At 63.2% G+C, this 19,390-nt stretch carries 18 protein-coding genes and 1 pseudogene; 14 read left to right on the forward strand and 5 right to left on the reverse strand.

The genetic code is table 11. The features are described 5' to 3' along the window. Nucleotides 1-44: 44 nt before the first annotated feature. From O4220_RS16085 to O4220_RS16115, 7 genes are all read left to right on the forward strand, one after another. On the forward strand, nucleotides 45-953 hold the full coding sequence (locus tag O4220_RS16085; RefSeq protein WP_269605902.1) for a LysR family transcriptional regulator: 909 nt from the start codon (nucleotides 45-47) through the stop codon (nucleotides 951-953). Between the two features lie 281 nt (nucleotides 954-1,234). Further along, nucleotides 1,235-1,333, forward strand: coding sequence for a K(+)-transporting ATPase subunit F (gene kdpF / locus O4220_RS16090; RefSeq protein WP_080734555.1), 99 nt, complete (start codon nucleotides 1,235-1,237; stop codon nucleotides 1,331-1,333). 4 nt (nucleotides 1,334-1,337) lie between these two features. Then, a complete protein-coding gene (gene kdpA, locus O4220_RS16095; RefSeq protein ID WP_269605907.1) occupies nucleotides 1,338-3,110 on the forward strand; it encodes a potassium-transporting ATPase subunit KdpA in 1,773 nt (590 codons plus the stop codon). Continuing rightward, complete coding sequence (kdpB, locus tag O4220_RS16100) at nucleotides 3,107-5,215, forward strand: potassium-transporting ATPase subunit KdpB (RefSeq protein ID WP_269605910.1); 2,109 nt, start codon at nucleotides 3,107-3,109, stop codon at nucleotides 5,213-5,215. Before kdpA ends, kdpB begins: the two co-directional genes overlap by 4 nt. A gap of 1 nt (nucleotide 5,216) precedes the next feature. Then, on the forward strand, nucleotides 5,217-5,855 hold the full coding sequence (locus tag O4220_RS16105; protein ID WP_269605912.1) for a potassium-transporting ATPase subunit C: 639 nt from the start codon (nucleotides 5,217-5,219) through the stop codon (nucleotides 5,853-5,855). A 32-nt stretch (nucleotides 5,856-5,887) separates the two neighbouring features. Continuing rightward, the gene (locus O4220_RS16110) at nucleotides 5,888-8,434 is read left to right on the forward strand and encodes a sensor histidine kinase (protein ID WP_269605914.1); all 2,547 of its coding nucleotides are present in this window, start codon (nucleotides 5,888-5,890) and stop codon (nucleotides 8,432-8,434) included. Beyond that, nucleotides 8,427-9,125, forward strand: coding sequence for a response regulator (locus O4220_RS16115; protein WP_269605915.1), 699 nt, complete (start codon nucleotides 8,427-8,429; stop codon nucleotides 9,123-9,125). The genes O4220_RS16110 and O4220_RS16115 overlap by 8 nt, the downstream gene beginning before the upstream one ends. Here the strand turns inward: O4220_RS16115 and O4220_RS16120 are convergent. Beyond that, the gene (locus tag O4220_RS16120; protein WP_269605916.1) at nucleotides 9,088-10,308 is read right to left on the reverse strand and encodes a diaminopimelate decarboxylase; all 1,221 of its coding nucleotides are present in this window, start codon (nucleotides 10,306-10,308) and stop codon (nucleotides 9,088-9,090) included. The genes O4220_RS16115 and O4220_RS16120 overlap by 38 nt on opposite strands. 233 nt (nucleotides 10,309-10,541) lie before the next feature. Between O4220_RS16120 and O4220_RS16125 the strand changes: the two genes are divergently transcribed. Together O4220_RS16125 and O4220_RS16130 are read left to right on the forward strand one after the other, a co-directional pair. Continuing rightward, nucleotides 10,542-11,225: a hypothetical protein gene (locus O4220_RS16125; protein ID WP_269605918.1), complete on the forward strand. Its 684-nt coding sequence runs from the start codon at nucleotides 10,542-10,544 to the stop codon at nucleotides 11,223-11,225. A gap of 67 nt (nucleotides 11,226-11,292) precedes the next feature. Continuing rightward, nucleotides 11,293-12,015 (forward strand): hypothetical protein, encoded by a 723-nt coding sequence (locus O4220_RS16130; protein WP_269605920.1) that lies wholly within the window; start codon nucleotides 11,293-11,295, stop codon nucleotides 12,013-12,015. A gap of 111 nt (nucleotides 12,016-12,126) precedes the next feature. Here the strand turns inward: O4220_RS16130 and O4220_RS16135 are convergent, their stop codons facing one another. Further along, complete coding sequence (locus O4220_RS16135; RefSeq protein ID WP_269605922.1) at nucleotides 12,127-12,729, reverse strand: TetR/AcrR family transcriptional regulator; 603 nt, start codon at nucleotides 12,727-12,729, stop codon at nucleotides 12,127-12,129. A 153-nt stretch (nucleotides 12,730-12,882) separates the two neighbouring features. Between O4220_RS16135 and O4220_RS16140 the strand changes: the two genes are divergently transcribed. From O4220_RS16140 to O4220_RS16150, 3 genes are read left to right on the forward strand one after another with little or no spacing between them, the layout of a single operon-like run. Then, entirely contained in the window at nucleotides 12,883-13,902 is a 1,020-nt protein-coding gene (locus O4220_RS16140; RefSeq protein WP_269605924.1) for an NADP-dependent oxidoreductase, read from the forward strand. Further along, nucleotides 13,899-14,756 (forward strand): alpha/beta fold hydrolase, encoded by an 858-nt coding sequence (locus tag O4220_RS16145; protein ID WP_269605926.1) that lies wholly within the window; start codon nucleotides 13,899-13,901, stop codon nucleotides 14,754-14,756. Before O4220_RS16140 ends, O4220_RS16145 begins: the two co-directional genes overlap by 4 nt. 59 nt (nucleotides 14,757-14,815) lie before the next feature. Further along, a complete protein-coding gene (locus O4220_RS16150; RefSeq protein WP_269605928.1) occupies nucleotides 14,816-15,634 on the forward strand; it encodes an SDR family oxidoreductase in 819 nt (272 codons plus the stop codon). A 164-nt stretch (nucleotides 15,635-15,798) separates the two neighbouring features. Here O4220_RS16150 and O4220_RS16155 read toward each other — a convergent pair whose 3' ends face one another. The 3 genes and pseudogenes from O4220_RS16155 to arr all read right to left on the reverse strand — a co-directional run bounded on the left by O4220_RS16155 (nucleotide 15,799) and on the right by arr (nucleotide 17,823). Beyond that, nucleotides 15,799-16,416, reverse strand: a complete 618-nt coding sequence (locus O4220_RS16155; protein WP_269605931.1) for a dihydrofolate reductase family protein — start codon at nucleotides 16,414-16,416, stop codon at nucleotides 15,799-15,801. 33 nt (nucleotides 16,417-16,449) lie between these two features. Continuing rightward, on the reverse strand, nucleotides 16,450-17,316 hold the full coding sequence (locus O4220_RS16160) for an alpha/beta fold hydrolase (protein WP_269605933.1): 867 nt from the start codon (nucleotides 17,314-17,316) through the stop codon (nucleotides 16,450-16,452). Nucleotides 17,317-17,363: 47 nt separating this feature from the next. Beyond that, nucleotides 17,364-17,823 (reverse strand): annotated as a pseudogene (arr, locus tag O4220_RS16165) (NAD(+)--rifampin ADP-ribosyltransferase). Between the two features lie 231 nt (nucleotides 17,824-18,054). Between arr and O4220_RS16170 the strand changes: the two are divergent. Beyond that, nucleotides 18,055-18,489 carry a nuclear transport factor 2 family protein gene (locus O4220_RS16170; protein ID WP_269605935.1) on the forward strand — a complete coding sequence of 145 codons (435 nt, stop codon included), beginning with the start codon at nucleotides 18,055-18,057 and terminating at the stop codon, nucleotides 18,487-18,489. A 182-nt stretch (nucleotides 18,490-18,671) separates the two neighbouring features. Continuing rightward, the gene (locus tag O4220_RS16175) at nucleotides 18,672-19,385 is read left to right on the forward strand and encodes a haloacid dehalogenase type II (RefSeq protein WP_269605937.1); all 714 of its coding nucleotides are present in this window, start codon (nucleotides 18,672-18,674) and stop codon (nucleotides 19,383-19,385) included. Nucleotides 19,386-19,390 lie beyond the last annotated feature (5 nt).

Here is a 19,390-nt window from a genome sequence, read left to right on the forward strand (position 1 = left end):
GCGCAAGAGCCATGAACGCAGGTGGGATCTGCAAAACTGCACACATGACACGCGGCGGCGCGAAGATCCCCAGTGCAGACGACCTGCTGGTGCTGCTCGCCGTCAGTCGAACCGGTCGTTACAGCTCCGCAGCCGACGACCTGGGTATCAACCACACGACCATTTCCCGACGCATCGCCGCACTCGAAGACACGCTCGGCGGCCGGGTCCTCACCCGTGGTGCCGGCGGCTGGGAGCTGACGCAACTGGGCCACGGGGCGCTGGCCGCAGCCGAGGCCGTCGAGGACGCGCTGCGCACCCTCGTCTCCACCGACGCAGGCGCGCTGGAAGGCGTCGTGCGTATTTCAGCGACCGACGGATTCAGCGCCTACATCGCAGCCCCGGCCGCGGCGCGGGTGCAGCGCGCTCATCCGCGAGTGTCCGTGGAGATTGTCGCGGTCACCAGACGCGCGTCGCAGCAACGATCGGGCTTGGACATCGAAATCGTCGTCGGGCAACCGCAGGTGCATCGCGCGGAGGCCATCCGGCTCGGGGACTATCTACTCGGTCTGTACGCCTCCGACACGTATCTGAACGAACACGGAACACCACGGGTGCCGGCCGATCTCTCTGCTCACCCGTTCATCTACTTCATCGACTCGATGCTGCACGTCGACGATCTCGATCTGGCCCCCAACTTCACCCCGACGATGCGCGAATCGGTCACCTCCACCAACGTGTTCGTTCACGTCGAAGCCACCAGAGCATCAGCGGGAATCGGACTGCTGCCATGCTTCATGGCAGACCGTCACCCCGACCTACAAAGAATCCTGCCCGACGCCATCGCCGTGAAACTGACCTACTGGCTCGTCACCCGCACCGAAACCCTGCGACGGCCGGAGGTCTCAGCAGTGGTCGACGCGATCCGCGCGGTCGTCACCGAGCAGCGCTCGGCTCTGCTGGGCGAGAGCTGACAGACGGCCGCGTCATATTTGCGTCATGACTGAATTCCCAGGCGTAAAGGATCCGTAAGGATCGTCTTCGGGCCAATTTTGACGGCGTAAACATATCGATGACCGGAGAGTCATAGACCCTCCGACCAGCGCTGATGATGCGTTGGACCGCACTATGTCGAAGAGGCTCGGACGTTCATGGCTGATTTGGGTTATCTCCTCGTCACGGCCGCGGGGTTCGGTGTATGTGCACTGATCCTGCGGGCGTTGGCGACCACTGCCACTACGAAGGCGAAGGCGAAATGACGCTCGACGGAACCATCAACGTCGTACTCGTGGTGATCGCCGCCGCGGTGGTCATCTATCTGTTCGTGGCACTGCTCGACCCGGAGAGGTTCTGAGAACATGACTGCAGCTCTGGCAGCATCGCTCCAGATCCTCGTGGTCGTCGTCGTTCTGGCGATCGCGTACGTACCTCTCGGTGACTACATGGCGAAAGTCTTTGCCACCGAACATGATGTCGATACAACAGCAGAGAGCCTCGGTGCCGCAGGGAGTACAGCCACCCTGCAGCGCACCCGCGGCGGCACAACCGTGTGGGCAGATCTTCGTATCGAAAGGCTGATCTACCGCCTCTGCCGAATAGACCCGCGCTCCCAGCAGACCTGGGTCGGGTACGCGCTCTCGCTACTCGGCTTCTCCGCTGCGAGCGTCCTCTTTCTCTATGTGCTGCAACGAGTTCAGGGTGTTCTCCCGCTGAACGGAGGACTGTCGGGAGTGAGCCCGTCGGTCGCGTTCAACACCGCGATCTCCTTCGTCTCGAACACCAACTGGCAGTCGTACACACCCGAGACGACGATGTCGAACCTGACGCAGCCCTTGGGCTTGGCGGTGCAGAACTTCGTTTCTGCCGCAGTCGGACTCGCTGTCGCCATCGCCGTCGTGCGAGGTTTCGTGCGCGTGCGGACCGGCGGTGAGATCGGCAACTTCTGGGTCGACCTGGTCCGCGGAATCCTCCGGATCCTGCTACCTCTGTCCTTCGTCATCGCACTGATTCTGCTGACGCAGGGCGTAATTCAGTCCTTCAGCACAGGGTTCGCCTCGACGGGACTCGACGGGTCGTCGGTCTCGAACGCTTTGGCTCCTGTCGCCTCGCAGGAAGCGATCAAGGAACTGGGCACCAACGGTGGCGGAATCCTCGGCGCGAACTCCGCGCACCCGTTCGAGAACCCGACCCCCTTGACGAACGTCGTGCAGATCATCTCGATCCTGCTCATCCCGGTAGCGCTGACCCGCACGTTCGGCACCATGGTCGGCGACCGTCGTCAGGGCCTGACCCTGCTCGCGGTCATGGCGGCCCTGTTCGCAGCGCTCCTCACGGTCACTGCCGTTGCAGAATCCGGTGCGCGCGGCGTCGCCGCGCAGGCAGCAGGTTCGATGATGGAGGGCAAGGAAGTTCGATTCGGCATTCCCGGATCCACTCTCTTCGCCGTCGCGACTACGGGAACTTCCACCGGCGCAGTCAATTCCGCGCACGACAGCATGTCCCCACTCGGCGGCGGAGCCGTCCTGCTCAACATGCTCTTCGGCGAAATCGCTCCTGGCGGTGTCGGAACCGGTCTGTACGGACTGCTCGTACTCGCGATCATCGCGGTGTTCGTGGGTGGACTCCTCGTCGGCCGTACGCCCGAGTACCTCGGCAAGAAGATCGGGCAGCGCCAGATCACCCTCGCCGCACTGTCGGTACTGGTGATGCCAGCATTGGTTCTGATCGGCACCTCGATCACCGTGATTCTGTCCTCCACCACCGGCTTCCAGGGCAATTCGGGTGACCCGGGAACGCCAGGATCGATACACGGATTCACCGAGGTCCTCTACGCCTACGCCTCCGCCTCGAACAACAACGGCAGCGCGTTCGGCGGGTTGACCGTCACCAGCGACTGGTTCCAGACCTCACTGGGTATTGCGATGCTGCTCGGACGCTTCCTTCCGATCATCTTCGTACTGGCACTGGCCGGTTCGCTCGCCACATCCAAACGCACCGCTCCGAATCCGGGCACTCTTCCCACGACCGGACCGTTGTTCACCGGACTGGTACTCGGGACCTCCGTTCTCGTTGCGGCACTGACATTCTTCCCGGCCCTGGCTTTGGGCCCGATCGCAGAGGCACTGCAATGACCGTCACCTCATCCCGCCTCGTCGATGACGAACCCCGCGACGAATCCGACGTCGACAACTCCCCTACCCCGGTCCGATCCGGGTACTTCAGCCCCCGGCAGATGTGGACGTCACTGCCGTCCGCGTTCGCCAAACTCGACCCACGGCATCTTGCCCGCAACCCGGTCATGTTCGTCGTGCTCATCGGCTCCGTCGTCACCACCGTGCTCGCAATCCTCGACCCGTCTGTCTTCTCCTGGCTCGTAGCGGCGTGGCTCTGGTTCACGTTGTTGTTCGCCAACCTTGCCGAGTCCGTGGCCGAGGGTCGAGGTAAGGCCCAGGCCGCGAGCCTGCGTGCGGTCAAGCGAGACACGGTCGCGCGCCGTCGGACATCGAACGGGACCATCGAAGAGGTTCCCGGCACCGAATTGAAGGTCGGTGACGAGGTCGTCGTCTCCGCCGGCGAAATCATTCCGGGAGACGGCGATGTCATCGAAGGCATTGCGAGCGTGGATGAATCGGCCATCACCGGCGAATCTGCGCCGGTCGTCCGCGAATCGGGCGGTGACCGTTCCGCGGTGACCGGCGGCACCGGGGTGCTCTCCGACGAGATCGTCGTCCGGATCACCGCGGCTCAGGGCGAGACTTTCGTCGACCGCATGATTGCCCTCGTCGAGGGTGCATCGCGACAGAAGACCCCGAACGAGATCGCGCTGAACATCCTGTTGGCTTCGCTGACGATCATCTTCATGCTGGCCGTCGTCGCGATCGGACCGATGGGCGCGTACGGCGGCGAGGAACAAGACCCGATCAAGCTGATCGCGCTGCTGGTGTGCCTGATTCCGACGACCATCGGAGCACTGTTGTCCGCCATCGGAATTGCCGGCATGGACCGACTGGTTCAGCGCAACGTCCTTGCGATGTCGGGCCGCGCCGTCGAGGCGGCGGGCGATATCGACACGCTCCTGATGGACAAGACCGGCACGATCACCTTCGGCAACCGCCGTGCCACCGGGCTTCATCCCGCACCCGGCACGACGGCAGGCGAACTCGCCGCAGCAGCACGGTTGTCCTCCCTCGCCGACGGCACACCCGAAGGCCGCAGCATCGTCGATCTGTGCGGAGTCGAATACTCGTTGCCCCTGCACGCCACGGACACCGAGAAGACCGGCGAATTCGTCGCCTTCACCGCCCAAACCCGCATGAGCGGAATCGATCTCGACGGCACCCAGGTTCGTAAGGGTGCCTCCGATTCGGTGCTGGCGTGGGTCCGCAGCAACGGCGGTCCCTCGATCGCCCTGGAGATCGACGACATCTCGAACAGCATCGCCGAAATGGGCGGCACACCATTGGTGGTCGCTACTGCACCCCAGGGCGGTCCCGCGCGCGCACTGGGTGTCATCGAACTCTCCGATGTCGTCAAACCCCACATCGCAGAACGATTCGCACAGTTGCGGGCCATGGGCATCAGGACCGTCATGGTCACCGGCGACAATCCGCGGACCGCGAAAGCCATTGCAGCCGAAGCAGGTGTCGACGACTTCCTCGCCGAGGCCACACCCGAGGACAAGCTTGCGTTGATCCGCAAAGAGCAGGAAGGCGGCCGACTGGTCGCGATGACGGGCGACGGAACCAACGACGCCCCCGCTCTGGCGCAGGCCGATGTCGGTGTCGCGATGAACACCGGCACGTCGGCAGCGAAAGAGGCCGGCAACATGGTCGATCTCGATTCCGATCCGACCAAGTTGATCGAGGTCGTCGAGATCGGTAAGCAGTTGTTGATCACCCGCGGTGCGTTGACGACGTTCTCCCTCGCCAACGACCTCGCAAAGTACTTCGCGATTCTGCCGGCGATGTTCAGCGTCGTCTACCCACAACTCGATGGCCTCAATATCATGCGGCTCGCCACTCCCGAATCGGCGATCCTGTCCGCGGTCATCTTCAACGCTCTTGTGATCATCGGGCTGATTCCGCTGGCGCTCAAGGGTGTTCGTTACGTCCCGTCGAGCGCATCGACACTGCTGCGCCGCAATCTGCTGCTCTACGGAGTGGGCGGCGTCATCACCCCGTTCATCGGGATCTGGCTCATCGACCTCGTCGTTCGTTTCATCCCAGGGATAGGCTGACATGCGTTTCGTACAGAGATTTCTCGGTCAGATCGTGGCAGGACTGTCGGTGCTGCTGGCGCTGACGGTCATCGTCGGTATCGGGTACCCAGCGGCAGTGTGGGCAGTGAGCCGCATCGGATCCAGCTCTGCCGAGGGGTCGCCGCTGCGTGACGCGAACGGGTGCGTCGTCGGTAGCAGTCTGATCGGGGTCGACCCGCAAGTCGAAGAGGGAGCGCCGGATCCGTTCTTCCACAACCGAGTTACCGGATCCATCTCCGACGAGGATGCCTTTGCCGCGAGCGACCCGGCTGCGTCATTGCCCACCAACCAGGGCCCCAGTAGCGACGCGCTGGCGGCATTCATCGAGGAACGTCGAGCCGTCATCGCCGAGCGTGAAGGCGTCGACCCGGCCGCCGTGCCGGTGGACGCGGTCACCGGATCCGGTTCGGGTATCGATCCCGATATCAGCCCCGCCTACGCGGCGATTCAGATCCAACGCGTCGCGCAGGTCAACGACATGAGCGTCGACGCGGTGACGGCTCTGGTGGCCGAACACACCGACGGAAGGCAGCTCGGTTTCCTCGGCAACGAGACAGTGAACGTGCCGGAACTCAATGTCGCTCTGGGACTGACGGCACCGGGGTGCGGTACGAGCTGAACCTCGACGGTCAAGGGCAGCAGGTAGACGACATGGGAAAAAAGACCGGCAAGCGGGGGTCCGGCGGACTCGATCGCGGTGAACTGCGCATCTATCTCGGGGCCGCGCCGGGGGTCGGTAAGACCTTCGCGATGCTCGGTGAAGCGCACCGCAGGCAAGAACGTGGATGCGATGTGGTCGCGGGCGTGGTGGAAACCCACGGCCGCGCCCGCACCGCCGCCTTACTGGACGGCATCGAACTGGTTCCTCCGCGGATAGTCCACTACCGCGGATCGATCGCTCAGGAACTCGATGTCGCAGCGATCATCGAGCGTGAGCCCTCCCTGGTGCTCGTGGACGAGCTCGCCCACACCAACACCCCGGGTAGCGCCCACGAGAAGCGCTGGCAGGACGTCGAGGAATTGCTGGCAGCGGGAATCGATGTGGTCTCGACCCTGAATGTGCAGCATCTGGAGAGCCTCAACGATGTCGTCGAGCAGATCACCGGTGTGCCGCAAAGAGAAACCGTGCCGGATTCGGTGGTGCGCGCAGCGGAACAGATCGAATTGGTCGATGTGGCTCCAGAAGCTCTGCGCCGCAGACTCTCCCACGGAAATATCTACGCAGCCGAGAAGGTCGACGCAGCGCTGAGCAACTATTTCCGTCAAGGAAATCTGACAGCTCTGCGCGAACTGTCGTTGTTGTGGATCGCCGATCAGGTCGACGCTGCATTGGCGAAATACCGCAGTACACACGACATCACCGACACGTGGGAAGCACGTGAGCGTGTTGTCGTCTCGGTGACCGGTGGACCGGAGTCCGAGACCCTGCTGCGCCGCGCAAGCCGAATCGCCTCGCGGTCCAGCGCGGAACTGATGGTGCTGCACGTGATCCGCGGTGACGGCCTCACCGGCGTCTCGGCACCGCAGATGGGGAAGGTCCGCGTACTCGCAGCGAGTCTCGGCGCAAGCATGCACAGTGTCGTCGGTGACGATGTGCCGACCACGCTGCTCGACTTCGCACGAGGGGCCAACGCAACCCAGCTCGTCATCGGAACCTCGCGGCGGTCTCGCTGGGCCCGAATACTGGACGAGGGCATCGGCGCTGCGGTCATTCAGAACTCGGGCAAGATCGACGTGCACATGGTCACCCACAACCAGATCAGTCGAGGTTTTCGGCTCGGACGGCTGATTCCGCCCAACCCGAAGCACCGACGGATTCTGTCCTGGGTTGCCGCCGTGGTCGTACCCGTTGTCTCGGCCCTGGCGATGCTGCTGGTGGATCCTTATCTCGATCTCGGCGGCGAGAGCGCCCTGTTCTTCATGGTCGTGCTGGCCGTTGCACTCTTGGGTGGCGTTGCGCCCGCGGCACTGTCGGCCTTGATCGCAGGATTGTTGCTCAACTACTTCTTCGCCGACCCGCGGTACAGCTTCACCATCGCCGAACCCGACAACTTCGTCACCACCGTGGTGCTGCTCATCATGGCAGTGGCAGTGGCATTTCTCGTCGACGCGGCCGCCCGACGCACCCGCGAAGCTCGGCGAGCATCTCAGGAAGCCGAGCTCCTGACCCTGTTCGCCGGAACGGTGTTGCGCGGCGGCGACATTCGAACGCTGTTGGAACGAGTCCGCGAGACGTACTCCCAACGCGCGGTCTCGATCATCAGAGGTGCTGGTGTCATCGTCGAATCTGTCGGTGATTCTCCGCCGGCCGTGCCCGATGACGCCGACACCGCGATCGACACCCCCGACGGTTCCTTCACGCTGCTCCTGTCCGGTACCAAGACCGGTGCGCACGATCGACGCGTGCTCAGCGCCGTGGCCAACCAGGCCATTGGCTTGATCAGGCAGACCGAACTTGCCCAGGAGGCCAGCGCCGCAGCAGGACTGAAGGAAGTCGACCGTCTCCGGCGCGCGCTGCTGTCTGCGGTCAGCCACGACTTACGAACGCCGCTTGCCGCGGTCAAGGCTGCGGCGTCGAGTCTGCGTGCGACCGATGTCGAATTCTCTGCCGAGGACACCGCAGAGCTGTTGGCGACCATCGAGGAATCGACCGACCAGCTGACGGGTCTGGTGGGCAACCTGCTCGATTCGTCGCGATTGGCCGCGGGGGTCATCCAGCCGAGCCGGTCCATCGTGTACGTCGAAGACGCTGTGGACGCAGCGCTCGTCGGAACACACACGGGTCGCGAACTCGTCATCGTCGATGTGGACGACGTCGCTGTCTCCGCCGACGCGGGTCTGCTCGAGCGCGTGCTGGCAAATCTGATCGACAATGCGCTGCGACACGCACCCGGATCGCCGGTACGGGTCGGGGCCGCCTACATCGGCGACCGAGCGGTGATCACCGTTGCCGACAGCGGCCCTGGGATCGCTCCCGGAAGCGAAGAGGCTGTGTTCGAGTCCTTCCAACGATCGGGTGACCGCGACAACACCACGGGCGTCGGGCTCGGACTCTCCGTTGTGCGTGGGTTCGTCGAAGCCATGGGAGGCTCGGTGACGGTGTCCGACACTGCCGGTGGCGGTGTGACCATGACCGTCGAATTGGCCCGAGCGGAATCGACTGCCAGAGGCGACTTCTCCGAGCAGACCCATGGGTGAATCCCGTTCCGCGATCAAGGTTCTGGTTGTCGACGACGAACCGCAGATCGTGCGCGCACTGCGCATCAACCTCACCGCCCGCGGGTACAACGTCGTCACCGCGGCCACCGGGACCGGCGCGCTACGCGCCATTGCGTCCGAGCACCCCGATGTTGTCATCCTCGACCTCGGACTGCCCGATATCGGCGGCCTGGACGTGCTCGCCGGCCTGCGAGGATGGAGCGAGATTCCGGTGATCGTGCTGTCCGCGCGCACCGACAGCGGCGACAAGATCGAAGCCCTCGACGCCGGTGCCGACGACTACATCACCAAACCGTTCGGGATGGACGAATTCCTGGCCCGACTACGCGTAGCCGTCCGCAGACGAGCCATCAGGACGTCCCCTACGGACCCGCTCGTGACCACCTCGTCTTTCACCGTCGATCTGGCCTCCAAGAGGGTGACCAGGGACGGCGAGATCGTGCATCTCACGCGCACCGAATGGGGAGTCCTCGAGATGCTGGCCCGCAATGCAGGCAAGCTGGTGGGGCAGAAAGAACTACTCAGAACTGTGTGGGGTCCCGGGCACGATCACGGCTCGAACTATCTGCGTATCTACATGTCTCAACTTCGACGCAAGCTCGAAGTCGACCCGGGCAAGCCTCGGCATCTCATCACCGAGACAGGAATGGGGTACCGACTCGTGGATTGAACCGGACCGGAGCAGGCATCTCGGGGAGCAGATCCAGATGGTGGGCTTGTCCGTCGGACAGTGTCAGAACACTCGGGCAGTCTCCGGGACCGTCGGCGATCGCGAGGACGTCACCGACCCGAACATCCGCCGGGAGCGACACTGTCGAGTCGATGACGCACCGGCGCAGAGGATCACTGCCGTCGGCGAGTACGAACACTTCTTCGACGCCCTGGCTGTGGCGGTTGGCGATGACCGCCGCGGCCGGAGCAGCCGGGGCGCAACCGGTTCCACCGTCCACCACCACGACGGCTCGTTGAGAATCCGTCCGGTCGATCGACCGGACGCGGCACACCGTCACCATGGACGCGTCGGTGATCGACTCCCCGGTATCGACGGCGAGCTGCGGACGCGGAAAGCGATGCCGGATACAGCCTTCGTCGATGGCGTCTTCGACGACGTCCGACAGAAGCGCAGTATCGAGTCCCGTCGGAGAATCGATCCGTAGATGCAGTCGATTACCGAGCACACCGTGATCTCGGTAGGCCTGAGCCATCACCCCGAGCGACTCGACGATCCGTGCGAACACCCCGTCGAGAGTGGACGCGCTGCATTCGACACCGTCGAATACCATTGCAGGACACTCGACAACCTGAGCGATGACATTCTCTGCATATTCACGATTGCCATCGGTGCTGACCAGAGTCGACTGTGCGAGGGCCACGGTACGGTCCGCATCCGAAATCCGGTGAAGACCTGCGGCGACGACGATTCGGCCCACTCGCTCACCCACCGGAAGTGACAGAAAGTGATCTGCAGCCTGCGCGCTCTGCGCTCGGCCGACGATGTGGGAGGGATCGACACCGAGCTGCCGGGCGGACGACAACGCTGCCATCGAGTCGACGACCAGCGTCAAGTGCTGCTCCCCTATCCAGCGCGCGACAATCGGGGCCAGCACACTGCCTGGCTGGTAGAGCATTTCGGCTGTGAACGACCCGAGCGCGATGCGATTGCACCTACCGCGCAGGCTGGTTTCGTCGATCACGCACACCGGCGTCGAGAAGCGATCGGCGATGTCGTCGAGGAACATTCCTGCCACCGTCACTCGACCGTGTCGATAGTGCGTCGTACTCGGCCACACGGCATGATCCAACCGCGGCGACAGTGCACCTCTGAGCGACGGCAGATAATCCAACAGAGTCATCGAACACATCTCCTCGTCGATACTGGGCCGAGTGCCGCCCTCAGTCGATCATCGTCCCGATTGGAGGCGAATTACCCTGCCATGACGGGAAATTGACGCTGCGGACGACGACCTTGACACCGCGGTAACAGATGCGCCTCGACCATCTGCACCCCGTAAGAATCTCGGTAGGTCGCATCAAAACTCCGTCAACGAACCGCCCGAGCGGTTCGCGCGGGCGTATATCTGAGTGCATGCCACTTTCGCTCGAAGCGCCCGATCACTCGACACAACTGCACAATTCGATCCACCTCATGCGTCGGGTCATTCCAGGGGTCGGTTTCGGTATCCGCGCGTCCGAGCTCGGCGACCGAGCTCTCGCCACCTGGGTACGGAACTCCGGTATCACCGTCCTCGCGCACGATGACGACGAGCTCGATCGTGTGCAGCTCAGCGGGATTCGACCGAACCAAATCGTGTTTCGATGCGGAGCCGGCACCGACGGTATCCGCAGTGCCGTGCACCGCGGGGTGTTCCGTTTCGTCGTCGGTACGGAGCCGCAGATCGCTCGAGTGACAGAGTGCGCGCAACGAACGAAATATGTCTACCTCGACAGCGATGCGCCGGCAGCACTCTGCGGTCACCGAGTGGAGGTGGTCGGCCTCCACAGCGACGTCAGCAACTCCGGCGACGCGGACGAGTGGGCCTCGGCGGCCGAAAGACTGCTGCGCCGAGCATCCGAGTCCACGACGTGCGGGTCGCCGGTGCACCGCATCATTCTGAGCGGCGGATCGACCGAGGAGTGGATGACCTGTTCCGCCCCGTACCTGACGTCCGTCGTGCGCTCTGTGGACGCTGCACTGGATGAGGGGTGCACCCGATGGAATCTGCCACGGCCTTCCGTCTCGGTGATACCGGCGCAGGCGGCGGCCCGCTGACGCTCCGGGAGGTGGCGTATACCGTCGAGTGGACAGAACTTCCGTCCCGAGAAGGAGCGTCCACTCGATGGCCGATATCGATTTCTACTTCGATCCGGTGTGCCCGTTCGCCTGGATGACCAGCAAGTGGGTCCGCAAGGTCCAAGCCCAGCGCGAGTACACCGTCGACTGGCGGTTCATCTCGCTGCGCCTGCTCAATTCGCACATCGACTACGACGCGCACTTTCCACCGGAGTACGAGGCCGGCCACACGGCGGGCCTACGACTGTTGCGGGCTGCTGCCTCTGTTCGTCGTGAGCATGGGTCGGACGCTGTCGGGCCGCTGTATCAGGCCCTCGGAACACGCATCTTCGACACCGAAGTAGTGCCCGACGACGCTGCGAGCCACGGCCATCGCGGCACCGCAGCATTCCTCGGGCCGATCCTCGAAGAACTCGGCTTGCCCACCCATCACACGGCAGCGCTGGACGATTCGTCACTGGACGACGAGATCCGGGCCGAAACCGATCATGCTCTCGCGCTGACCGGCAGGGACGTCGGCACACCCATCATCGCGTTCGAGCCGCCGGACGGCGTCGCCTTCTTCGGCCCCGTGATCAGCCGACTCCCCAGCGATGAAGAAGCAGTAGCGCTGTGGGACAACGTGATCGGTCTCGCTCGATTCTCCGGCTTCGCCGAGATGAAGCGAAGCCTTCGTGAGCTTCCTCAGTTGAAGGCGCTGGGGGTTCAGGAGGACGAGGTAGGCGTGCAACAGGACTGGCACGCCGGGAGCCGACGACAGAAGAAGTGATGTGTCGGCGCGGTCCGTCGACCCTCGATGACACCGACCCCAGCCGAACCGACTCGGCACGCAAGCTACGCCACAGGCCTCCAGGTAGCAGCTCGTCCGGCGGGGAGCGGATCATCGAAGAAGTACACGTACCTGCGCCTCGATCTCGGCCACCACGTCCTCGACCGACTTGTCGACGTTGATCGTCGCGGCCATGGCGACGAACATGATGGCGGACACGACGTGGGCTGTCAGAGCCGCCCGTTCCGGCTCGGCTGCGGTGTCTCGCGTCAGGATCGAGGCTATCTCGCCCTCCGTCTCCGCGATCAGCCCCAGAGCGACAGCGTGATGCGGCTCCTCCGGATCACCGAACACGATCTCGCGCAAATACGTTCGCCCGTTGTCGACCTGCTTCCGATTACACTCGACGACGGGTCTCACAACGGCCATCACGGCTCCGAGGGTGTCCTTCGCACGCGCCGCATCGATTCGGCCCCTGGCGAGAGCCTCCCCGTAGGTCGAGTTCTGGACGAGCAGCAGTAGTTCGCCCTTCGTCTTCGCGTACAAGAACAACGTCCCGGTTCCGATGTCCGCCTTCTCGGCGATCTCCTGGGTAGTCACGTCGTCGATCCCGCGTTCGAGGAAGAGGTCGCGAGCTGCGGCAGTGATGCGGGCGAGCTTGTCTTGCTTGTTCCGCTCTCGTCGGCTCACAGGCTCGCGGTGGGGACTCGGCATCGTCGACCTTTCGAGGAATATTTCTGATTGCACTCAGTTATGAGTATAGTCAATCTTGTTGTGCACTCACTCAAGCACACAGCATGCCAACACTCTCCAACTCAGTCGTACTCGTGACCGGCGCGAACGACGGATCGGAACAGGAAATCGATCATGAAAGCGTTCGTTCTCACCAAGTACAAGCAACCCCTCGAACTCCGCGACGTCGCGGAGCCGACCGTCGGCGATCACGAGGTCCTCATCGGTGTCGAGGCCGTCGGACTCAACCAGCTCGACGAGAAGATCCGCCTGGGCGAGTTCAAGCAAATCCTGCCCTACACACTCCCCCGCACGCTCGGGTACGACGTTGCCGGCACCGTCCTGGAGATCGGAGCGAAGGTACGCAGCGTCGCCGTGGGCGACGAGATCTATTCTCGGGTCGGCACCGACCACGTCGGAACCCTCGCCGAACGCGTCGCGGTAGCGGAGACCGACGTGACGCTCCGACCTACGACGGTGACCACGGTCGAGGCCGGATCGCTCCCGCTCGTTGCTCTCACCGCCTGGCAGGCTCTCATCGAGAAGGGAAACGTGCGCAGCGGCCACAAAGTACTCGTCCACGCAGGTGCCGGTGGTGTCGGCACCATTGCGATCCAACTGGCGAAACACCTGGGGGCGACCGTCGCCACCACCGCCAGCGCTTCGAATACCGATTTCCTCCACGACCTCGGTGCGGATCTCGTGATCGACTACCGAACACAGGATTTCGAGACCCTCCTCTCCGGATACGACCTCGTCATCGACAGCCTCGGTGGTGAAAATCTCGAGAAGTCTCTCCGCATACTGAAGCCCGGCGGCACGGCCATCGGCATCACCGGCCCTCCGGACCCGACCTTCGCACGTGAGGCAGGGCTCAATCCCGTTCTGCGACTTGCCATCGCAGCCCTGAGCCGAAAAATCCGCAGACAGGCCCGAAAGCTGGGCGTGAACTACGAGTTCATGTTCATGCACTCCGATGGTGACCAACTGCGCCGCATCGCGGCACTGGTCGACGACGGAACCATCCGCCCCGTCGTCGGAGCCACCTACCCCTTCGAGGAGACGCAGGAGGCCCTGCAGTCACTCGGCCTGGGCGGCATCCGCGGAAAAACCGTCGTCACCCTCCCCCACAACGAGAAAGCCAACGAGCAATGAGCAACGACAACACCTCGATCATCAGGTCCTACGCGCACGCACCGGTCCGATCGGTCACCGCCGGTGGCACCACCTACTCGTACCGAGAACTCGGACCGAAGGGCGGCATCCCCGTCGTGCTCTTCGTCCATCTCGCCGCCAACCTCGACAACTGGGATCCGCGCATCGTCGATCCCATCGCTCAGAATCGACATGTCATCGCCTTCGACAACACCGGCGTCGGTGCATCCTCCGGCACGGTCCCCAGCACCGTCGAGGAAGCCGCCGACGACGCCTACACCTTCATACGCGCACTCGGCTTCGACACCGTCGACATCTTCTCCTTCTCACTCGGCGGGATGATCGCCCAGGATCTCACCGTCAAGCATCCCGAACTCGTCCGCAAACTCGTCCTCACCGGAACCGGACCCCGTGGCGGACAGGACATCGACAAAGTCGCCGGCGTCACCTACTGGGACATCTTGCGCGCAACACTGAACCGTTCGGACCCTAAGGAATTTCTTTTCTTCAACCGCAACGCCACCGGCAAACGCGCGGGCAAGGCTTTCGTCGAACGCTTGAAAGAGCGCACCCACAACCGCGACAAGGACGTCAGCATTTCGGCGTTTCGCACGCAACTGTCCGCGATCAAGAAATACGGTCGGTCGGCACCATCCGATCTCTCCAAGATCACCCAACCAGTGTTGATTGCCAACGGAGACAACGACCGTATGGTGCCCAGCGTCCTGTCCGAAGACATGCACCGACGCATCGTCGGCAGCGAACTGGTCATCTACCCCGACTCGGGTCACGGTGGTGTCTTCCAGTTCCACGAGCAGTTCGCACCCCGTGCGGTCGAATTCCTGAACCGCTGACCGTTCTCGCCCTTCTTGCCGCCGTAAGAGGAATGACCCACGATCGAGGAGAAACTGCCATGCCATCTCTACTGGTCACCGGAGCCGGCCGAGGAATCGGGCTCGCAATCACCGAACACATGAGCACCGCAGGGTGGACGGTGTACGCAACCGCCCGCTCTCAATCCGCCCTGGCAATGCTGGACGCCATGCAAAACGTCCACGGTGTTCCACTGGACGTCACCGACAGACAGTCGATTTCGGCCTTGTCCGAACACCTTCCGAACAAATTGGATGGTGTGGTCAACAATGCCGGCATCATCGTGAACGGGCCCGTGGAGGGACTACACATCGACGATCTGTCGCGCCAACTCGACGTCAACGTGATCTCACAAGTGGCCGTCACCCAGGCAGTTCTGCCTGCGATCCGTGCAGGTCGGGGCCGAATCGTTTTCATGTCTTCGCTCAGTGGACTCATCACCACACCCGGTACGGGCGCGTACTGCGCATCGAAATATGCCATCGAAGCACTGGGTGACGCTCTTCGAATGGAGCTGCGCCCATGGAAGATTCCGGTGTCACTCATCGAACCCGGACCCATTCGGACCGACATGTGGGGCGAAATGCTCGACGACCATGATGCGATGGTCGCAAACTTGAGTAACGAGAACCGACTTCTCTACGCCGATCATCTCGCCGGTAGTCGAAAGTTGCTGGGACGCACCCAGAAACTCGCCGCGGACCCTGCGCGCGTCACCAAGGCCGTCGATCATGCTCTCACGTCCTCACGCCCCAAGCGTCGATACGTTCTCGACACTGTGAGCCGAATCCAGAAGTTCGCAGTCGCAGTGACTCCCACCCCTCTGAAGGACAGACTGCTGGCCTCACTGAGCTCCTGATACATCCGACGGACCGAGCAGGTCAATGGCGCACAGCCTCGGGTGGACCGTGGTCACCGAGCCACCGAGCATCGCTCGGCCGTGTCGGGTGAGAACCGATCGCTTGGGAGCGGCGTATACCGTCGACCGGAGCCGACGACAGAAAAAGTGATGTGTCGGCCGGATCAGCCGCCTCGCACGTCGTCCATGTTGCCGACTTCCGGGGTTCCGGCGTCGAGGCCGTAACGCAGGTATACGGTGCCTTTGCCGCCGACGGCCGGTGGCTCGAGCAGCGTCAGGTTGCTGGGCACGGTGCCGTCGGCAAACACTCTCTTTCCCGCCCCGAGAACGATGGGATGCACCCAGAGGTCGAGTCGATCGAAGAGCTTCTCGCGCAACAAAGTCTGGACCAGATCGAGACTTCCGACGACCTTGATGTGGTCGTGTCTCTCTCGGATCTCACGCACGGCGGCGACCAGGTCGGGTCCGAGTTGGGTCGAACCGTCCCACGGCAGATCGGGTGTGCCGCGCGAGGCCACGTATTTCGGGATCGAGTTGAACAACGTTGCAAACGAATCGGTTTGGTTCGGCCAGTACGCGGCGAAGATGTCATAGGTGCGCCGGCCGAGCAGGAGCGCATCCGTGCCCTCGTATGCGGCCACAACTTGCGCCCCGGAGACCTGGTCTAGCAGAGGAACCTGCCAGCCACCGTAGGGGAAATTCTCGGGATCTTCTTCGGGGCTTCCGGGTGATTGTGCGACGAGGTCGAGGGTGGCGAACAGTTCCAACGTGATGAGGCCCATGATTGCTCCTGACTCTGTAGAACGAAAGCTATTTCAGCTCAATACTTTCCGCAATGTGTCGGCAAATTCTGCCGGCTTTCCCGTCTGACCGAATTCGCCGCCGAGGAAGCCCGAGTGGCCACCGGGAAAGACGATCGGCTCCGATCCGAGGAGCGATGCGGTCGAATACGCTGCGCGAGCCGCGATGTGACCGTCCTCGGGACCGCCGGATTCTTCCCCTACGCCGATCACCACGGTGGTGGGTGCAGCACGCAACGCGTCGACGCCCGGTGCGAAGTCCACTCCGCCCCCGCGCATGTTGGACATCAGGGCGTCGTCTCGGGTTCCGTCGTCCTCGGTCGGGAGGCCGAACTGCGCCGGGTCCGGTGCCGGGCGAGCGAAGAACGCGTCGTCGATGGGTCCTGCGTGCATCAGCAGCGACATGAATTCGGCCATTGCCGGGCCGCGGCCGTGAGCGTCGTACGTGGCCACCATGTGTGCGCACACTGTCGCAATGTTCTCCCGGTCAGGAAGCGTGCCTCCGGCGGGTGGTTCGTGGGCAACCAACGTCCGAACATCGAACGGGTACTTGCTGACGAGCACCAGCGCATTGACCGCACCCCCGCTCGAGGCGAACACATCGACAGGCCCGTGGCCGACGGCGGTGAGCACTGCATGCAGGTCGTCGGCATGTTCGCCGAAGGTGACCGCGGCGGTCGTGTCGTCTCGTCGACTACGTCCGACATTTCTTGGGTCGTACGTGACGACCACCCGGTCGCGGAAGTGCGATGCCAACGTGCCGAACCCGCTCGCATCCATCGGTGAGCCGATGAGCAGCAAGGGCGTGACCCCTGGCTCGAGCTCGCCGATCACGTCGTAGGTCAGGGTTGCACCGGGCACGGAAACTGTCTGTGTCGTCATGCTCGTGTGGACCTCGGTCCGAGCGGAAACTCACCGGGAGGCGCCGCCTAGTCGTAGAGAACCGCAGTGCCCGTCTGTCTCAACTTCTCGAGACCGTCTCGGAAACGTTCCAGGTATTCGGGCGAATGTCCGACCCAGTCGGTTGTCTTCTCGACTACGCGCACTGGTTCTGCGCTGCGATAGGAGTGCGTCGGGTTGCCGGGAAACTTCTTGTCCGTCACGTTCGGGTCGTCCTCGACCGCCGGTCGGCTGCACCACGTAGACCCGCGGATTCCCCTCGCCGACGGCCATCTCCGCCGCGAGCACAGCACCGTCGAGCACCTTGGTCATGTAGATGTAGTTCGAGATGTGCTCGGGACGGTAGTTCGAGCGATAGCCCGGGACCAAAAAGTCACCGGCCTCGAGATCGGCCTTGGTGCCATGAAAGTAACTCTGGTCGCTCCGCAGGCTGCGCTCCTGGCAAGCACCGGATTCGTGCACTCGAAAACGCTCCGGTGTATCAGCCATGTCTGCCATAGAAACTCCTCCGTGTCGGTAGCCGGAAGATTGTGCACGCCCGACGGGGTCTTGCCGCAAGCCCCTACCCCGGCGATACACTGAAGGCAACGCAGACGAGTTCGTTTATGAAATCGGCTCTGCGGGGCGAGGGCTCACAGTCCCGACTCGAACCTGGATGTGGCCGCCGCGAACAGCACGAGTCGATAGATCCTGAAGCAGTGGCGTCATCGCCGTCCACGGATGAGCCACATCCTTCGGAAATCAAGACCGCCCACACCCGCCGGAGCACGCTGCGATACTGACCCGATGCACGATTTCGGAGTCCAGTTTTTCATCGATCTCGAGTCGCGCGTCTGGGACGCGCTGGCCAACGGCGACGCAGACGCCGATCTCGAACTACTGTCTGCAGACTTCGTCGGGGTGTACCCCACCGGTTTCGCCAATAGGGCAGACCACGCAAACCAACTAGCTGACGGGCCCAGCATCGCGTCTTACTCGATCTCGGAAGCGAAACTGATCGAAGTTTCTGGAAATGCGGCGATGCTCTGCTATCGCGCTGACTACCTCCGACCTCATCGCAGCGTGGGCGAGGCGATGTTCGTCAGTTCGCTCTGGTTCCAACGAGATGGCCGTTGGCAGAACGAGTTCAGTCAAGACACACCTGCCAACTCCTGACGGCGCTGCCTAGCCAACTGAAGCGGGCGTCAGCTACAGCGGCCGGTGGTCTACGAACCCGACACTGGCAACGGCAGCGGCTGCGCAATTGCTGATCCACTCGCGATAGAGAGAATGTCGATACGGTCGGGTGAGCCTCGTCGTTGCCCGACGAAAGAGAACCACCACAAGGAGCTCAGTTCGTGAACGATCTCGACAACCCGAACGAGTCACCTGCGCTGCGTCGACCACGCGTGATCGTCTTCGACGTCAACGAAACGCTGTCCGACATGTCTCCGTTGTCGCGTCGCTTCACCGACGTGGGAGCTCCCAACGAACTCGCGTCACTGTGGTTCGCGAGTGTTCTGCGTGACGGCTTCGCACTCACGGCGGTCGGCGCGGCGCGGCCCTTCGCTGACGTCGCATCCGGGCTACTTGCAGTGATGCTGCCGCCTGAGGCGCTGGATCGAGGGATCGACGACGCCGTCGAGCACATCATGGGCGGTTTCATGAGCCTGGACGTGCATCCCGATGTAGCAGACGGCATCAGAGCACTGGCTGCGCTCGAGATCCGGCTGACCACCCTCAGCAACGGCGCGGTCGGCGTTGCTCAGAAACTGCTCGAAGGCGCAGGAGTACTCGAGCAGGTCGAGATGCTGCTGTCCGTCGACCAAGCCGGGGCATGGAAGCCCGCCGCGCAGTCGTATCGATACGCACTCGATCGGTGCGGCGTCGAACCCCACGAGGCCATGCTCGTCGCCGTCCACCCCTGGGACATCGACGGTGCCCACCGTGCCGGACTGTCCACGGCCTGGATCAACCGCACGGGCACCACCTACCCGCAGCACTTCACGGCCCCGGACCTCGAGGCGACCTCACTGCTCCACCTCGAGCAATTACTGCAGCACGCGACCTAGAGTTG

Origin of the sequence: Rhodococcus ruber (assembly GCF_027270735.1) — a bacterium.
Lineage (GTDB): Bacteria > Actinomycetota > Actinomycetes > Mycobacteriales > Mycobacteriaceae > Rhodococcoides > Rhodococcoides rubrum_A.

Excerpts from the sequence above, each read along its gene's own strand:
- O4220_RS16105 (WP_269605912.1), top strand. The coding sequence starts at position 5,217 with ATGCGTTTCGTACAGAGATTTCTCGGTCAGATCGTGGCAGGACTGTCG.
- O4220_RS16155 (WP_269605931.1), bottom strand. The coding sequence starts at position 16,416 with ATGGGCCTCATCACGTTGGAACTGTTCGCCACCCTCGACCTCGTCGCA.
- O4220_RS16160 (WP_269605933.1), bottom strand. The coding sequence starts at position 17,316 with ATGACGACACAGACAGTTTCCGTGCCCGGTGCAACCCTGACCTACGAC.
- O4220_RS16125 (WP_269605918.1), top strand. The coding sequence starts at position 10,542 with ATGCCACTTTCGCTCGAAGCGCCCGATCACTCGACACAACTGCACAAT.
- O4220_RS16085 (WP_269605902.1), top strand. The coding sequence starts at position 45 with ATGACACGCGGCGGCGCGAAGATCCCCAGTGCAGACGACCTGCTGGTG.
- kdpA (WP_269605907.1), top strand. The coding sequence starts at position 1,338 with ATGACTGCAGCTCTGGCAGCATCGCTCCAGATCCTCGTGGTCGTCGTC.
- kdpB (WP_269605910.1), top strand. The coding sequence starts at position 3,107 with ATGACCGTCACCTCATCCCGCCTCGTCGATGACGAACCCCGCGACGAA.
- O4220_RS16145 (WP_269605926.1), top strand. The coding sequence starts at position 13,899 with ATGAGCAACGACAACACCTCGATCATCAGGTCCTACGCGCACGCACCG.
- O4220_RS16150 (WP_269605928.1), top strand. The coding sequence starts at position 14,816 with ATGCCATCTCTACTGGTCACCGGAGCCGGCCGAGGAATCGGGCTCGCA.
- O4220_RS16170 (WP_269605935.1), top strand. The coding sequence starts at position 18,055 with ATGAGCCACATCCTTCGGAAATCAAGACCGCCCACACCCGCCGGAGCA.
- O4220_RS16115 (WP_269605915.1), top strand. The coding sequence starts at position 8,427 with ATGGGTGAATCCCGTTCCGCGATCAAGGTTCTGGTTGTCGACGACGAA.
- O4220_RS16120 (WP_269605916.1), bottom strand. The coding sequence starts at position 10,308 with ATGACTCTGTTGGATTATCTGCCGTCGCTCAGAGGTGCACTGTCGCCG.
- O4220_RS16135 (WP_269605922.1), bottom strand. The coding sequence starts at position 12,729 with ATGCCGAGTCCCCACCGCGAGCCTGTGAGCCGACGAGAGCGGAACAAG.
- O4220_RS16140 (WP_269605924.1), top strand. The coding sequence starts at position 12,883 with ATGAAAGCGTTCGTTCTCACCAAGTACAAGCAACCCCTCGAACTCCGC.
- O4220_RS16110 (WP_269605914.1), top strand. The coding sequence starts at position 5,888 with ATGGGAAAAAAGACCGGCAAGCGGGGGTCCGGCGGACTCGATCGCGGT.
- O4220_RS16130 (WP_269605920.1), top strand. The coding sequence starts at position 11,293 with ATGGCCGATATCGATTTCTACTTCGATCCGGTGTGCCCGTTCGCCTGG.
- kdpF (WP_080734555.1), top strand. The coding sequence starts at position 1,235 with ATGACGCTCGACGGAACCATCAACGTCGTACTCGTGGTGATCGCCGCC.